This window comes from Corynebacterium sp. ACRPE (assembly GCF_022347435.1).
Classification (GTDB): Bacteria; Actinomycetota; Actinomycetes; order Mycobacteriales; family Mycobacteriaceae; genus Corynebacterium; species Corynebacterium tuberculostearicum_D.
Genome location: NZ_JAKRNA010000011.1, coordinates 1 through 16,147, shown reverse-complemented (window position 1 = coordinate 16,147; position 16,147 = coordinate 1). Strand labels below are relative to the sequence as shown.

Here is a 16,147-nt window from a genome sequence, read left to right as displayed (position 1 = left end):
ACTCGTCCGCGCCGCGGATTTTAGGCGCCAATGGCTACGACACCGCGCTGAATCGCGTCAATGGCCCGGCGGGCGTTGCGCTGAATTTCGCCGTCGTACCCCGTCTTAGCCACTTGTTGCAGCAGGTCGATGACTTGGCGGCACCAACGGACAAAATCACCGGGGGTGAGTTCGGCCCCGGCTTCATTTGCCGCAGCCATGCAGTAGCCCAATGGCGCCCCGGCCGCCCATTGGTGTACCGCCAAGGCGAACCCGGCTTCCGGCTCTCGGGTAGGTGGCAGCCGGTGGCGCTGTTCATCAGCGGTAAGTTCGGTGTACACGCGCCACGTGGCATTCATAGCGTCAGCCATGCGCTCGGTGGCTGCTTCCGGTTGCCCACTGGTGGCCTTGCGGTTTTCGAAACAGCACAGGGAGGCAACGCCGGCAAGCTCTGCGGGATCGAGTTCATCCCAAATTCCGCGCTTGAGGCATTGGGCGACGAGCAGATCGGATTCGCTGTGAATTTTGGCAAGGCGTTCGCCTTCTTCTGTGATGACCGGCGTGCGGTCCGCGCCAGCCCCGGTGAACTCGACGTAGTCCATTTCTGCGAGGAGATCCACAATGCGCTCGAAGGTGCGGCCCAAGGTATCCGTAGCCTTGTTGACCTTGGATTGCAGCTTGTCCCGATCACGCTCGCGCCGTGCAAGTTTTTGTGCCAGGCCCGCCAGCTGTTCGCGGTCAGTAGCCGGCCAATCGTGAGCTGGATGAGCACGCAGTGCGTCGCGCAATTGCCCTACTCGCTTATTTGGCCGAGCGCGGGTGTGCGACTTCATGCGCTTGGGCCGGTCGAAGTGTTCGCGGTGCAGGACATCTTGCACATATCGGGTATTGCGGCGCGGATTCTTGCGCACCGGCTTGGGGATCTTGATGCTACCGACTTGGATCGGTGGGTTATTGATTCCGGCTGCATCGATACGTCCCGACCACCCGGACTCAGTGGTAATCCACGGGCGGGGATCCGCGGTTTGGTTAGCGGGAGTAACAACCGCGGCGAGAATTGGACGCTTCTTGCCGGGCATGGCAATAACATCGCCCAGCTGCAGGCGTCCCAGTACCGCGATAACCTCTTGATTTCGTTGATTGGCACTATCGATTTTTGATTGCTTTTCCTCGGCCGTGAGCTCGCGGCGCAGGCGGACATAGTCCATGAGAACCTCGGCAGGATCCTCCCCGTCCTTAGCAGGTGGTGCAAGCGACGCCACGGCATCATCGAGCTGGTTGCGCAGTTCTCGCACGCGATGTTCCGCGCGTTCAATCTCGCGAGTTTCCGACACGACGGAGCCATCGGCCTGGAACTGTGCGAAGGACTTTTCCAACAAACGCAGAGATTCCTCGAAGCCGAGCATTCCCAGCAAATTGATCGCCATATTGTAGCCCGGTGCAAAAGTGGAAATGAGAGGATACGTACGGGTAGAAGCAAGGCCAGCTACTTGACGCGGATCCATGGCGGGTGCCCATTGCACAACTGCATTGCCCAATGTATCGATGCCACGGCGTCCTGCCCGGCCAGTCAGCTGCGTGTACTGGCCTGGGGTGAGATCGACGTGCGCCTCACCATTGAACTTGATGAGCTTTTCTAGCACCACGGTGCGCGCCGGCATATTAATGCCAAGAGCAAGCGTTTCAGTAGCGAACACGGCACGGACGAGGCCGCGTACGAATAGGTCTTCCACGATGTGCCGGAACGCGGGCAGCATGCCCGCATGGTGTGCGGCAAAGCCACGGGACAGGGCTTCGCGCCAGCGCTTGAAGTCTAGAACCTGCAGATCCTCTTCAGGGATACCTTCCACACCCGCATCGACGATGTCTTTGATCTGCTGTGCTTCCTCCTGGGAGGTCAGCACCATGCGGCTGCGCAGGCACTGATAAAGAGCGCCATCGCAGCCGGCGCGGGAGAAAATGAAGGTGATTGCTGGAAGCATGTCCTGCGATTGCAATACCTTCAGTACCTCTGGGCGGCCCAAGGGGCGATAGCGATCCTGCTGCCGGGCGGCGCCGGAGCGCCCCCTTCCCTTACCGTGGAACTCGCTGCGCCCGCCACCCTTGTGACGCGCACGCGCACGAAAGCCCTTGCCAGACTTATAGTCCGCGCGACCATCGTCGGTATCGCCGGCCTCAAGGCGCTGGATCCTACGCTCGAGCTCAGCGTTGACATGGCCGCCAGATTCTGGCTCGAAGAGCGGATAAATCTTGCGCCCCAGCATCATCCATTGGTCGAGGGGAACTGGGCGGTGTTCGGAGACGATGACGGTGGTATCGCCGCGCACGGTAGACAGCCAATCGCCGAATTCTTCCGAATTGGACACTGTGGCAGATAGGCCGATGATGGAGACATGGTCCGCGAGGTTGAGGATGACCTCTTCCCACACTGCACCGCGCGATGCATCGGCCAAAAAGTGGATCTCATCCATGACCACGTGGGTCAGGCGATCGAGGGCCGCGGATTCTGCGTAAATCATATTGCGCAGCACCTCTGTGGTCATGACGACGATCTCAGCGTCAGAGTTGATCGATACGTCACCGGTGAGCAGGCCTACGGCTTCTTCGCCATGCTCTTCCACCAAGTCGTGGTACTTCTGGTTGCTCAAGGCTTTAATCGGCGTCGTATAAAAGCACTTGGTTCCCCGGCTCAGCGCCAAAGAGACAGCGAATTCGCCCACGATGGTTTTGCCGGCGCCGGTCGGTGCGCAGACCAGTACGCCGTGACCGTCCTCTACGGCCTGGCAGCCCTTTACCTGGAACTCATCCAACGGGTATGGAAGGGCTGCGGTAAAAGAATCCAGATGAGTTTCAGTCATGACTCCCCAGGCTACCCGTGCCTAGAGGACATCGTCGAAAAAGCCGCCGCTGGTCGACGAAGTCCCACTGGCGCCGGTGCTCCATGTCTGCTGCGGCTGCTGCTGTGCCTGTTGTACTGGATGTGAAACGGGCTGAGAGGGTCCCGGTGAAGGGTTTACTCTGCTCGGCGCCTCGACAGGGGCTGGCCCGCCAATGGCTCCTGGTCCAGCGCCAAGTGGCGAAGCAGTCTCATCATCGAGATCCATCCACTCGGGGCGTTCGCGCTGCATGCGCTTATCGTGGAGGCGGCAGAACTGGAATGCGATCTCGATGAGCAAGATCAGTGAACCAGCCAGTACCACCATCGAGAAAGGATCCTGGCCTGGGGTGACGAAGGCGGCGAAGATCATCACGATGACGATGACGAGACGTCGCTTATCCTTGACATGCTCATATTCGAGTACGCCAATAAGGTTCAGGGACACGATAAGCAGTGGAATCTCAAAGCTAATGCCGAAGATGAGAAGAAGGGCCAAAAGGAAGTAGAAATAGCGCTCACCGGTCAGGGCCGCTGTTTGATACTCGGCGCCGATACCCATGAGGAATTCCAAACCCACGGACAAGATGAAATAAGCCAGCACGGCACCGGCAACGAAAAGGCCCACCGCGGCGCTGACAAAGCTCAACGTGTAGCGGCGCTCGTTCTTATGGAGACCAGGCACAACGAAGGCCCAGACCTGATACAGCCACACCGGCGAGGACAATACAGTGCCGGCCAAAGCGCCTACTTTCAGGCGCAACAGGAGCATTTCAAACGGGCTGGTGGCCAATAGACGGCACTCGCCGTCCGCGCTAAAGGAGGCGCGCTTATCGGGGGGCAGCGCACAATACGGCTCTCGTAGAATTTCACCCAACGGAGACAGCCCGAATGGTGCTCGTTGGTACCAAATGAACCCAATGATGGCCCCGACAACAACCGCTAACACGGAAATAATGATGCGGCGGCGCAGCTCCTGCAGGTGCTCCACCAAAGTCATCTCCCCGGTAGGGTTCTTCTGCTTGCGCGAAAAGCGCAGCTTTCCCTTCACGCTCTTGCTTGCCTTCTGGGCAGGTACAGGCTGTGACTGTGACGACATCAGTGTGGCTCTTTCAACGCAAAGAAGCGAACACTTCCCTACTGCACGGATTGCGGATGCATATCCGCGCGCTGCAGGGGTGTTCGCGCGACGACAGGTTAGGGGCGTTTACTGCTGAGTATTGGTGTTGTTCTGCTGGCCCGGCTGCATGTCTGGTCGGTTCCAGAATTCCTCATCGGACTGCTGCTTCTGGTTCAGCTGCGCCTGAGACTGAGAACGCTGGGCATCCTCGGAATGCATCTCATTGACCTCAGACTTGAAGATGCGCGCGGAACGGCCAATAGAGCGTGCCAATTCCGGCAACTTCTTTGCACCGAAAAGCAAGACGATGGCAAGAACGATCAGGCCGATTTCCATAGGTCCTAGGCTCATGGAGAAACCTCTTTCAACTAGTGCACCAGCATGCCGGAAAGCATCACCGCCAACTTATGTGCCGGCGGGCGGGCGCAGTGAACGGGCAAGTAACTGGCTACTGAGTATAGCCGCTCAAGGCGGTGTTTCCTCGCTTCGCAATGAGATCTACTACGGATTGAGGAGCCACTACCCGCAACCTATCAGCTTGACCGAGGGCAAAGCGAATAAGCCAATCCACTGATCCCATAGGCATCGTTGCAGCTACTTCCCCATTTCCTAAGTCTTCACCCAGGCGCATATCGTAGTACTCAGCCAGCCACGTGAATTCTTGGTTAATTGCTAGTTGCACGGTGTCCCCATCGCCCAAATTAAAGGGTGATGCGGCATCAAAGTCGAGATCTTTCAGATGCGGCTGGGATTTTTCCTCCACGATACGAGCCTTACTAATGCGGTCGATGCGGAAGGTGCGATGCGCTTGCTTTGCTTCCTCCCAGGCAGCCAAGTAGGGCTCGGAATCGACGATGAAAATGCGGGCTGGGTCCACCACCCTCTCGGATTCAGCATTTGAGGAAGCGCTCCAGTAACGCAGCCGTACCCGCTTTTTTTCGTTGACCGCCTGGGTCAAAAGCGCCTGGATATCCGTCTCTTCAGGGGCGGGAGTAGACAGCGACTCATAGATGGCGGCTGTCTTTTCATCCATGATGCCGCGCAGCTTCGCGGCGGCGGAATCGACCGCATGGGCGTCGATTAGCCCGGGCATCGCCTGCAAGGACTCCAGGGTAAGGAGCAAAGCACCGGCTTCCGTCGGGGTAAGGCGCAGCGCCTGGCTCAAGCCCTGATCGTTGTGAATGGTTACCCCATCGCGATAACTGAAGGTGAGATCAATGAGATCCTCGGTATTGCGCCCAGTGCCGGAACAAAAGAGCCGATCGAGGGCTTCTTTCAATTCGCCAGGATCCATACCCAAATCTTTGGCCGCTTCCAAGGGTGTCTTGTCGGGGTGATTTTTGAAGTATGGAATCAGGTTTAAAGAGCGCACTAGCGCCTGGAGCTTTAGTGATCCATCAGCCATGACTAGCCTTCCTCCTGCGATTGTGATGCCTTGCGTAAAAGGGAGATGACCTCTTGGCGGACCCCGGCTGGTTCGAGCACCTGTACCTCTGGGGCGTAGCCGGCCGCGGTCCGCACGAGCCAATGCTTATCCACCTTGTGCAGCAACACAGTGCCATCGGGTTGTTGCTCGCCGGCATCTAAAAGCTCTCGTGCCTGCCCGTCAGGGATAACGAGGCGCGCATCGACTTTCTCCCCTCGCTGCAGTGCACGCTCTACTAACACCTGTAGGTCCTCAGTTGGATTGGGGTGCTCCGCGGGATCGTGCGAGCGTTTGATGTCAGAGACGCGGAGGGCGCGAAAGACGCGCGGTTCGTTGCGGTCCACATCGAATCCCACTATGTAGATATGACTATCGCGGTTGACCACTCCCCACGGGTCCATCACGCGGCGGACCGGCTCAGTAGCCGGATTAGCACGGTAGGAAAACGTAATGCGGAGCTGATTGCGCACCGCAGCGAGCACCGCGGTGATGATTTCTGGGGCAAGTCGAGTGATGTCATTGACCGCCGTGTATACCGGTGCGCCTGCGAGGTTGCGGGAGGCGCCGCTAGCGGCAATCTTCGTCCATCCCGACAGAGAAAAATCGCTTAAGCCGCCGGTGGTACCCACACCTCCTGCAATGCCTAGAACCATGGCCTCCTCAGGGGAAAACTCCACCGGCGGAAGCTGGTAGCTGCTCGAGTCAAGGCGATAACGCGCACCATCTTCGCTACCGGAATGAACAATGGGCACCCCGGCGCGCTGGAGGGTTGCGATATCTCGGGCCAGTGATTTCGCGAAGGCTTCGTCTGATTTATCGCCGTATCCTGCTACATGACGGCGAATCCAGGAGGCGGTGCGGTCCGGGCTACCGCCGGAGTTGGCGGCGCCCTGTAGCGCGAAAGAGAGGTTGGTGAGTCTTTCTACCGCCTCATCATGCCGTTTCGGCGCGGGGTTGTGCGTTGCCACGTGTTGTGTTGTCTCCCTGGTGCGGCTCGTGTGCTTCTAGCTGTGGTGTAGACGCATATAGTCTAGCAACGCCTCGACCCGATCATCGTCGGCCACGAAGGGGTCTAGGAGCTCCTCGGTGCGCGGCTCTGGGCGGTTGACCTTGAGGCGCGTCCAGTCAACGGTGACGTTGGCCCCGAGGCTACGCGCAGCGGCAAGGAACTGGCCGCGCAGCGCAGCACGGGTGGTGGCAGGCGCTGTGTCCATGGCTCGTTCGATTTCGGAGTCTGTGATCCAGCGTTCGATAAGGCCCTTGCGCAGCAAGACATGGTAGAGCCCGCGGCTCGGCCGGATATCGTGGTAGGTCATATCAATCTGGGCGAGCTTGGGGTGTCCCCAGTGACCGCCTAGCCGTGCGCGGTAGCGCTCGAGCAGTCCCAATTTAATGACCCAGTCGATTTCTCGGTCCACTCCGGAGAAGTCTTGAGTCTCTATGGCGTGCAGCGTGCGCTGCCAGAGATCCACCACGCGCCGCATTTCTGCCGTGGGAGTTCCGGCGTCTTCGCGTTCTTCCAACCATTGGGTTGCGCGCTGGCACAGTTGCTGTTGGACCTCGAGCGCGGTGACGGATCCCCCTCCTGCGAGTGGTAGTTCGGTCAAACCCGTCATATCGCGCGCGATGGCGCGGATATGGTGAATGGGTTTTTCGATGTCGAACTCCGGCAACTCAAATCCTGCCTCCAGCATTTCCAAGATGAGCAGCGTGGAGCCAACCTTTAGCGCCAAGGTTGGTTCGGCCATAGTGGAATCGCCCACGATGACGTGCATGCGGCGGAAGCGTTTGGAATCGCCGTGTGGTTCATCCCGGGTATTGATGATGGGGCGCGAGCGGGTGGTGGCAGAAGATACGCCCTCCCACACCTGGTCCGCGCGCTGCGAGAGCAGGAATTGGGCGGGCTTATCGCCCTTTGCGGGCTGCACCATGCCGGCGCCGCAGATGAGCTGGCGGGTAATAAGGAACGGCAAGAGCGCCAGCCCCAAGTCCTTGAGCACCATGAGGCGGCTAATGAGGTAGTTTTCGTGGCAGCCAAAAGAATTGCCGGCCGAGTCCACGTTGTTCTTAAACAGGTACACAGCGCGCGGGTGACCCTCGGCGGCAAAGGCCTGTTCAGCTTGTTCGCCCAGCCGGTTGACTATGGCATCGCCAGCGCATTCATAGGCCAAAAGCTGGCTCAAGCTATCGCACTCAGCGGTGGCTACCTCGGGGTGAGAGCCGACATCGAGGTACAGGCGGCTCGCGTTGGTGGAAAAGATATTAGAGGAAGAATGTTCCTGGACGATGGGCCGGAAAAGCACGCGCGTCACTTCATCGGGGCTCAGGGCGCGTTCTCTTGGGCCCGCGCTGGTGGTTAAGCCATATTCCGTCTCGATGCCCATGATGCGACGGGTGAAGACAGGGTGCTGGTCACTCACCCTTACTGCCCGCCCTTTTGAACATAAGAGCGCACGAATTCCTCGGCGTTGTTTTCTAGCAGCCCATCGATCTCATCGAGCAATTCATCGGTGCCGGTGGTATTGATGCTTAGCTGCGTAGAGCTAAATTCCTCATCTCCGGTGGAGTCATCGCCGCCATTGCCGCCAGTGACCTGGGACTGGTGAGTAGACATAGGAAGGAAGTCCTTTCTTTGGCTTCTGCCTAAATGCTTGGTTATTAATTACGGTACTCGGGCTGAATCCCGCTGTCAGTGAGTCCCTGGAGGAGTTCCTCCACCGTACGTGCGGCGTCGATGATCTCCTTGCACTGGGCGAGGGTCAGGCCGGTGGTCTCATCCATCGGAACCGTGGCCCAGGGCGCCGCGGTTGCCTCGCCTACCCGCACCGTGAGGCTTTGCCAGCTCGCGGCAATGATGTCCTCGCCGAATTTCTGCGTCACTCGGCCGCGGAAATACGCCCGAGTGTCCTCTGGCGGAATGGTGGCGGCGTCTTCAATCTCTGCAGCGCTAAAGAGCTGCCGCATCTGACCTTTACGCACCAGCGCGTGATGGAGCGATTTGGCAGGATCAATCTCCGCATACTGCAGGTCAATGAGCCGCAGCTTTGGGTCTGCCGGATCGATACCGCGGTCAAGGTAGCCCTTGATCAGGCGATACTTCGCCACCCAATCCAACAGGTGCGCGGCCTGCATCGGATCTTCCGCAAGAAGCGCGACTGCCTCGTCCCAGGCCGCGAGAACCTTATGGTCTGCGTCGGTGCGTGGGATGACGCGGTTTCGGTATTCGGCGAGGATTTCTAGGGCGGTGAGCTGGCGGGCGTCGGCAAGCTCGAGGCGATGCTGAAGGCTGAGATCGCGGCTGACGCGCGGGACCTCCGCCACGGCATCCTGCAAGCGGAGATCGCTAAAGTCCACGCCCTGCTCAATCGCATCGAGCACCAGCGAGGTCATGCCCAGTTTGAGCAGCGTCGAGGTCTGCGACATATTCGCGTCTCCGATGATGACGTGGAGGCGCCCATAGTCCGCGTGCACCGCATGCGGCTCGTCGCGGGTATTGATGATGCCGCGATTGAGGGTAGTTTCCAGCGAGATTTCCTGCTCAATATAGTCAGCGCGCTGAGAGATCTGGAAGCCCGGCTCCTCGCCAAACTCGCCGATCCCCATGCGCCCGGCACCGATGACTACCTGGCGGGCCACGAAAAACGGGATAAGGGCCTGCGCCATAGTGTCAAAATCCGTGGCACGGGAGTACTGATAGTTCTCGTGCGAGCCATAAGACGCGCCCTTGCCGTCCACGTTGTTCTTATAGAAACGCAAGGCAGGGCACGGGTCATGGTTGGCAAGGACAGACTTCCCTTGCTCAGTAAGGCCGGCTACGGCCGCGGCAGACTGCAGGAGCGTGGCGTCCCCTGCTGCGTCGTAAAGCGTGGCATCCCAGGCATTGGTGCATTCCGGCGCGGAATATTCTGGGTGGGCGTGGTCGACATAGAAACGCGCGCCATTGGCCGTGACTACATTGGCCACCCCGATGGCGTTGGGGTCCACCACGGGAACTGTCTGGTAGCGCTTGAGATCGAAACCGCGGGAATCGCGCAGCGGGTGCTCCTCGGCAAAGTCCCACCGCGAGCGCGCCCCAGTGTGCATAGCGGCATAAACTACCACCGCGTGCGTGGAAGAAATGATGGGCGAATACTCCGGCAGCTCCGGGGTGGCAATGCCGTACTCGGTCTCGGTACCTACTACGCGGCTCATGCGCTCCTCCTGGCGGTCAGTAGCTCCACCCGCTCAACGCGGGCACCAGCATGGTCTTGGGAGATGATCTTGGTCCACTCCTCTGGGTTGGTAGAGGTGGGCACGTACTCGGATTCGGCGCGCTCGGCCGCGATGGCCTGGAGCAAATGCTGCTTGGCGATGCCCCCTTCACGCTCGCCTATCCCCTGCTCACTGCCCGCACGCTGCTGCAGTTCGTCCTTAATAGCCAGCTTCTTGGCGCGGGAGAGGATATTGGCAATCATCGCGCCGGAGACAAAGTCCCGGTAGTGCAATACCTCGCGCTCGCCGCTGGAAAAGTGCAGCTGCACAAAGGGGCGATCGGCATAGAGCTCGTCCACCGCGGCGGCGATGAGCTCCTCTAGCGTGCCCTGGTGCGGCACGGATTCTGCAAAGTGGCGTGCAAAGATCTCGCGGGCGCCCTCTTTATTCGGCCGGTTGACTCGGATCTTGATATCCAGCCGGCCGGGGCGCATGATGGCGGGATCGATGAGCTCCTCGCGGTTGGTGGCACCGATGACTATCACATTGGATAGGCTTTCTACTCCGTCGAGTTCAGTGAGCAGCTGCGGCACTACCGTGGTTTCCATATCCGAAGACACGCCTGAGCCACGGGTGCGGAAGATGGATTCCATCTCATCAAAGAAGATGACCACCGGCCGGTCAGAACTCAGCTGGGCTAATTCGCGGGCGCGCTCAAAGATGAGGCGGATGCGGCGTTCCGTCTCACCTACATACTTATTGAGCAACTCTGGGCCCTTGACATTGAGGAAGTAACTCGGCCCATCACTACCCAGTTGCTGCGCCAAGGAATGGGCCACGGCCTTGGCGATGAGCGTCTTACCGCACCCAGGCGGGCCATAGAGGAGGACGCCCTTAGGCGGCTGTAGCTCGTAGTGGTGATAGAGGTCCGGATGGATAAACGGCAATTCCACGGAATCGCGGATCTGGGAAATCTGCTCGTCTAGTCCGCCGATGTCCTCGTAGCGCACATCGGGGACCTCCTCAAGGGAGAGCTGGGAGACCTCGGTCTTTTCCACCTTTTCCAGCGCGATGGCAGCCTTGGGATCAACGAGCACAATTTCTCCTGCTGGCACGCGGGTTTCCTCGCGCAGTGCCTGCGATAGGAGCACCACTTTTTCCTCGCCAGAGGAATTTGCCACGATGAGGCGTTGATCTCCTAAGCGCTCTACCACGGTGGCGAGCTCGCCCGTACGCTCGGGTGCGCAGCCTTCGACCACCACGAAGCCATCGCCCAAGCGAACCTGCTGGCCGGCCACTAGGCTGCCTGGTTCCACATTGGGCGAAACCTTAAGCTGCATGACGCGGCCGTTGGTGTAAACCTCCGCGGTGGTTCCCACCTCGCTGCGAGTGGGCGAATAGCCTAAGAAAACGCCGTAGGTCGATGCCGGCTCAGCCAGCGCGTTAAGCTCCGCAAAAAGCTGTTCGAGCTTCCCACGCGATTCCTTTAATAAGCCCGCCAACTTCTGATTGCGGGCAGCAAGCTGGCTGATCTGCCGCTTATAGTCCGTGGCTTCATCCATGCCCACTACTCTAACGCGGCTCAGCCGGCGAAAGAGGGCAGTTGCGCTTTAAATTCTGGGCGCTGAGGTGAACCTATTTCCAGCTCTACTTGCGGGCGCGGCGCTGCGGGCGCGGCGGAGTGACGCCATCAGCCAAGCGGCGGGTCCAGATAAGGAAGGCGGTATGCGCATTCATGCGGTGCTCAGGGCGCGTAGCCAGGCCTTCGACCTTCCATTCGCGCACCAGTGATTCCCAGGCCTTGGGCTCGGTAAAGCACTTGAGCTCACGGATGCCTTCCATGACCTTCATCAACTGCGGCACCGTTGCCACGTAAGTCATGAAGACACCACCTGGGATCAGGAGATCGCGCACGGTCTCCAAGTGCTCCCAGGGCTCGAGCATATCGAGGATGACGCGGTCGACCGGACCGCCCAAGTCCTCAGCGGTGACATCGCCCAGATCGCCGAGGCGCGGCGACCACCACTCGGGCTGCTCGCCAAAGTACTCCTTGACGTTATCGACCGCATACTCGAGGTGGTCATCGCGCACCTCATAGGAATACACATGACCTTCTGGTCCCACGGCGCGCAGCAGGGACATGGACAGCGCACCGGAGCCGGCGCCGGCCTCTAGCACGCGCGCGCCCATGAAGATATCGCCCTCTACCAAAATCTGCGCCGCATCCTTGGGATAGATCACCGCGGCACCGCGCGGCATCGACAGCACGTGGTCCACCATCAGGTGGCGGAAAAGCAGGAAGGAGGAGCCAAGGGTGGACTCGATAACCGAGCCCTCGTCCATACCCACGATGTCATCATGGTTAATGATGCCCTTGTGGGAGTGGAACTGGCCTCCTTCTTCCAGAATGACCGTGTAATGGCGCCGCTTGGCATCGGTAAGCTGCACGCGGTCGCCATAGGCAAAGGGGCCGGAATAAGCCATGTCTCAAGACTCCTCGAGGTTGCGGTTACTATCCCACCAAGTATGCCTCAAGAGCCTGCGCGAGCCATACTTGGTCCCGCTCGCCTACCATTTCTCGCGCCGAGTGCATGGACAGCATGGGCACGCCCACATCCACGGTGTCGATGCCCAGACGCGTCGCCGTAATGGGACCAATGGTCGAGCCACAGGGCACGTCATTATTGCCCACAAAGCGCTGTACTGGCACGCCTGCCTTCTTGCACGCTGCTTCCCACAGAGCCACCGTGGTGGCATCGGAGGCATAGCGCTGATTGCCATTGATCTTGGTCACCGGGCCCTTGCCGATGATCGGATGGTGCGTGGGATCGTGCTTGCCCACATAATTAGGGTGCACCGAATGCGCCGCATCGGCCGAGACACAGCTCGATCGGGAGAACATCTGGAAGCGTTCCTCCTCATTGGCCCCCAGCGCCCGCGCCGTGCGGGTAAGTACATCCGCCAGGATGGGACCGCCCGCACCATAGCGCGAGCTGGAGCCTACCTCTTCGTGGTCAAAGGCCATCATGACCAGGATATCCTTGCCCTGATATTCCTCTGCGGCCTTCTTCATTGCCTCCAACGAGGCATGAACGGAAGAAAGGTTATCCATGCGTCCGGCCGCGATGAACTGCTCGCCGGCGCCAAAGACTTCGCCGCGAGCGGCATCGGCCGTAATCAGGTTGAAGGAAGCAATATCCTGCTTGGCGACGCCCGCCTTCTCCCCCACTACCTGCAAGATGGACGCCTCTGGGTCGCCGACGCTCAAAACCGGCTGCATGTTGTGCTGACGGTCCGGTTTGAATTCATCCTTGCGGTAGAGGTGGATTGCCAGGGACGGAAGGCGCAGCACTGGGCCAGTATTGACCAGGTGCCGCGTGCCATCCTTGGTGACAATCTGCCCGGCCACGGTCAGTTCCCGGTCAAACCAGGTATGCAGTAGCGCCCCGCCATAGATCTCTACCGCCACCTGCTGCCAGCCGGCCGCGGAAAAGTCCGGCGTGGGCTTAAGGACCAAGCCTGGCGAGTCTGTATGCGACCCCACGATGCGGAAGCCAGAATTCTTGTCCGCGCCCTCTGGCACGTACCACGCCGCTACCGCGCCGCCGCGCACCATGACGTGGCCGCCAGGCGCAGCGGACCACTGCGTTCCCTCATCCTGTACCTCAAATCCCGCCTCGCGCAGCTGGCGGGATACCTCATCGGCAGCGTGGTACGAAGAAGGAGAAGCAGCAATGAAATCTAGGAAATCTGCGGTATAAGTCATACCTCCTAGCTTGCCACGAATCGCGCGGCGATAGGCTAGATACACCATGGCTACTTCATCTACACCCCGCCCACTCGCCCTGTCGCCCTCGCGCGCCTCCGACTATAAGCAGTGCCCGTTGCTCTATCGCTTCCGCGCCATTGACAAGTTGCCCGAGCCCAAGACCATCGCGCAGGTCAAAGGAACCCTCGTGCACGCCGTCCTGGAAGAGATGCACAAGCTACCGCGCGACGAGCGCACCTATCCTGCCGCGGTGAAGATGATTAAGCCTTCTTGGGCAGAGATGACCGCCAAAGACGAGGAACTTGTAGAGCTCGTGCCAGAAGAAGACACCTACGACTTCTTCGTCGCTGCCAGGGAACTGCTCAAAGGCTATTTCCAGATGGAAAATCCACAAGGCTTTGATTGCCAAGAAACCGAGATGTACGTCAACACGGTCCTGCCCAATGGCGTCCCCGTCCGCGGCTTCATCGACCGCGTGGACCGCGCCCCAACTGGCGAGGTCCGAGTCGTGGATTATAAAACCGGCAAGAAGCCACTTCCCCGCTATTCCCAGGATGCACAGTTCCAGATGCGCTTTTATGCGCTGGTCTACTGGCGCATTCTAGGCACCATTCCCCACCAGTTGCGCCTGATGTACCTCAAGGTGTTGGACTCGATGTTTCTTACGCCGAACCGTGAGGAACTCGAATACTTCGAGCGCGATCTCGGCGAGCTGTGGGCCAAGATTGAGGCCGACGGGCGCGCCGGGAACTTCCGTCCGAAGCCTTCCAAGCTCTGCGGCTGGTGCGCCCACCAGGATCTCTGCCCGGAGTTTGGCGGCACTCCGCCGCAGTACCCGGGCTGGCCGGGTTCCGCGGCGGATACAAAGGACTAGCGCCCCACCTGCCTAGAAAAGGCCCGAAATAGTGCCCTGCTTATCGACGTCGATATTATTGGCCGCCGGCTTCTTCGGCAGCCCCGGCATCGTCATGACGTTGCCTGTGAGCACGACGATAAATCCCGAACCGGTACGCGGCAGCAATTCGCGCACGTGCAGCGTATGGCCTTCCGGCGCCCCCAGGGCGGAGGCATCATCGCTGAAGGAATACTGCGTCTTGGAGATGACCACGGGCAGCTTGTCCCAGCCATTGTCCTGGATGTACTTAAGATCCTTGAGCGCCTTTGCCCCGTATTCCACACGGTCTGCGCGATAGATCTCGCGCGCGATGGTCTCGATGGAAGCCTCGATTCCCGCCTGCGGATCGTAAAGCTGCTTGGCGCCTCCCTGCAGGTTCTCCAGCAAAGTCTCTGCCAGCTTGGTAGCGCCCGCGCCGCCCTCGGACCACACGTTGGCTTCCTCCAAGGCCACGCCGAAATCTTCGGCCCACTGTCGCATAAACTCGCGTTCTGCTTCGGTATCGGACCAGAAGAGGTTGAGCGCTACTACCGGTTTGATCCCGAACTTGCGCAGGTTTTCTACGTGTCGCTCTAGGTTGACTATACCTGCCTTGAGGGCATCCAGGTTTTCCTCGGTGAGCTTATCCTTGGCCACACCGCCGTTGTATTTCTGCGAGCGGATGGTGGCAACGACCACGGCACCGGCAACATCTAGGTCGCCAAAGCGCGCCTTGATGTCGACGAACTTTTCTCCGCCTAGGTCGGAACCAAACCCAGCCTCGCTTAAGACGATATCGCCGAATTGCAGTGCGGTGTGGGTTGCCAGCAGGGAGTTGCAGCCGTGCGCAATATTGGCGAATGGCCCACCGTGCACCAAGGCCGGCACGCCGCCAAGGGTCTGTACCAGGTTGGGGTTGAGGGCATCACGCATGAGCGCCGTGAGCGCCCCCTCCGCATTCAAGTCGCGCGCAGTAACAGGGCGCTGATCATAGGTGAAGCCGATGGTGATATCGCCGAGGCGCTTCTTTAGGTCATCGAGGTTCGTGGCCAAGCACAGGATTGCCATGATTTCGGAGGCCGCGGTAATGGTGAAACCGGTTTCTGCAGGCACACCGTGAGCTGGCCCGCCCAGACCGGTCACCACGTTGCGCAGGGCACGGTCGTTGACGTCCATGCACCGCTGCCACGTCACTCGTCGCGGGTCGATGCCCAAGGCGTTGCCTTGATGGATGTGGTTATCAATGATGGCGGCCAGGGTATTGGTTGCAGAGGTAATGGCGTGAAAATCGCCGGTGAAGTGAAGATTGATGTCTTCCATGGGGACGATCTGTGCATAGCCGCCGCCAGCCGCGCCGCCCTTAATACCCATCACTGGTCCTTGGGAGGGCTCGCGCAGTGCAACGATGGCCTTCTTGCCCAACTTGTCCAGGGCGTCGGTAAGGCCAATGAGAACGGTGGACTTGCCCTCGCCGGCAGGTGTGGGCGATACGCCGGTGACAAGCACCAGCTTGCCCTGGTTTTCCTTGGAATAGTCCACCTTGGTGATATCGACTTTGGCTTTGGTGGTGCCGTAGGGAATCACGGCGTCGGCAGGAATGCCCACCTTGGCTGCGACTTCTGCAATCGGCTGCAATTGGTGGGCTTGGGCAATTTCAACATCGGATGGCTGAGTAGTCATGACCTAAGCCTACCGAGCGGTGGAGTTAAATAGGGCTCATTTAGGCAAGAAAGTGAAATGGATTAACTCGACCACTGATGCAGCAATCAAAAAGGCGCCCCTGAAGGGGCGCCCTGAACTGGCCCCCGAAAGTTGGACTGGTTTAATTCTAGGCGGTTAGGGCTTCAAGGGTCTGATTTCGATATTGCATCGGGGTTAGACCCTTGAGTCGTTGTTGGATGCGTTCGGTGTTG

14 protein-coding genes are annotated in these 16,147 nt (G+C 59.5%); 1 reads left to right on the top strand and 13 read right to left on the bottom strand.

Annotation, left to right across the window (positions count from 1 at the left end):
* Positions 1 to 20: 20 nt before the first annotated feature.
* The 11 genes from MHY13_RS06790 to MHY13_RS06740 all read right to left on the bottom strand — a co-directional run bounded on the left by MHY13_RS06790 (position 21) and on the right by MHY13_RS06740 (position 13,357).
* Positions 21 to 2,837: an RNA helicase gene (locus tag MHY13_RS06790; protein ID WP_239282485.1), complete on the bottom strand. Its 2,817-nt coding sequence runs from the start codon at positions 2,835 to 2,837 to the stop codon at positions 21 to 23.
* A gap of 21 nt (positions 2,838 to 2,858) precedes the next feature.
* On the bottom strand, positions 2,859 to 3,854 hold the full coding sequence (tatC, locus tag MHY13_RS06785) for a twin-arginine translocase subunit TatC (protein WP_204611439.1): 996 nt from the start codon (positions 3,852 to 3,854) through the stop codon (positions 2,859 to 2,861).
* A 207-nt stretch (positions 3,855 to 4,061) separates the two neighbouring features.
* On the bottom strand, positions 4,062 to 4,325 hold the full coding sequence (gene tatA / locus MHY13_RS06780) for a Sec-independent protein translocase subunit TatA (protein WP_005324774.1): 264 nt from the start codon (positions 4,323 to 4,325) through the stop codon (positions 4,062 to 4,064).
* 97 nt (positions 4,326 to 4,422) lie between these two features.
* The gene (locus MHY13_RS06775) at positions 4,423 to 5,379 is read right to left on the bottom strand and encodes a YafY family protein (protein ID WP_239235348.1); all 957 of its coding nucleotides are present in this window, start codon (positions 5,377 to 5,379) and stop codon (positions 4,423 to 4,425) included.
* Between the two features lie 2 nt (positions 5,380 to 5,381).
* Positions 5,382 to 6,368 carry a YafY family protein gene (locus MHY13_RS06770; protein ID WP_239235346.1) on the bottom strand — a complete coding sequence of 329 codons (987 nt, stop codon included), beginning with the start codon at positions 6,366 to 6,368 and terminating at the stop codon, positions 5,382 to 5,384.
* Positions 6,369 to 6,404: 36 nt separating this feature from the next.
* Positions 6,405 to 7,784, bottom strand: coding sequence for a Pup--protein ligase (gene pafA / locus MHY13_RS06765; protein ID WP_239282553.1), 1,380 nt, complete (start codon positions 7,782 to 7,784; stop codon positions 6,405 to 6,407).
* 38 nt (positions 7,785 to 7,822) lie between these two features.
* Positions 7,823 to 8,014: a ubiquitin-like protein Pup gene (locus tag MHY13_RS06760; protein ID WP_239193925.1), complete on the bottom strand. Its 192-nt coding sequence runs from the start codon at positions 8,012 to 8,014 to the stop codon at positions 7,823 to 7,825.
* Positions 8,015 to 8,058: 44 nt separating this feature from the next.
* The gene (gene dop / locus MHY13_RS06755; protein WP_239282483.1) at positions 8,059 to 9,591 is read right to left on the bottom strand and encodes a depupylase/deamidase Dop; all 1,533 of its coding nucleotides are present in this window, start codon (positions 9,589 to 9,591) and stop codon (positions 8,059 to 8,061) included.
* Positions 9,588 to 11,153 carry a proteasome ATPase gene (gene arc, locus MHY13_RS06750; protein WP_239282481.1) on the bottom strand — a complete coding sequence of 522 codons (1,566 nt, stop codon included), beginning with the start codon at positions 11,151 to 11,153 and terminating at the stop codon, positions 9,588 to 9,590. The genes dop and arc overlap by 4 nt, the downstream gene beginning before the upstream one ends.
* Before the next feature lie 85 nt (positions 11,154 to 11,238).
* Positions 11,239 to 12,075: a tRNA (adenine-N1)-methyltransferase gene (locus MHY13_RS06745; protein WP_005324783.1), complete on the bottom strand. Its 837-nt coding sequence runs from the start codon at positions 12,073 to 12,075 to the stop codon at positions 11,239 to 11,241.
* 28 nt (positions 12,076 to 12,103) lie between these two features.
* Positions 12,104 to 13,357, bottom strand: a complete 1,254-nt coding sequence (locus MHY13_RS06740) for a M18 family aminopeptidase (protein ID WP_239282479.1) — start codon at positions 13,355 to 13,357, stop codon at positions 12,104 to 12,106.
* Between the two features lie 46 nt (positions 13,358 to 13,403).
* Between MHY13_RS06740 and MHY13_RS06735 the strand changes: the two genes are divergently transcribed.
* Entirely contained in the window at positions 13,404 to 14,234 is an 831-nt protein-coding gene (locus MHY13_RS06735) for a RecB family exonuclease (RefSeq protein WP_239282477.1), read from the top strand.
* Between the two features lie 12 nt (positions 14,235 to 14,246).
* Here the strand turns inward: MHY13_RS06735 and MHY13_RS06730 are convergent, their stop codons facing one another.
* Complete coding sequence (locus MHY13_RS06730; protein WP_239282475.1) at positions 14,247 to 15,914, bottom strand: formate--tetrahydrofolate ligase; 1,668 nt, start codon at positions 15,912 to 15,914, stop codon at positions 14,247 to 14,249.
* Positions 15,915 to 16,062: 148 nt separating this feature from the next.
* Positions 16,063 to 16,147 (bottom strand): IS3 family transposase (locus MHY13_RS06725; protein ID WP_239274592.1); only part of this gene is annotated, 85 nt, incomplete at its 5' end.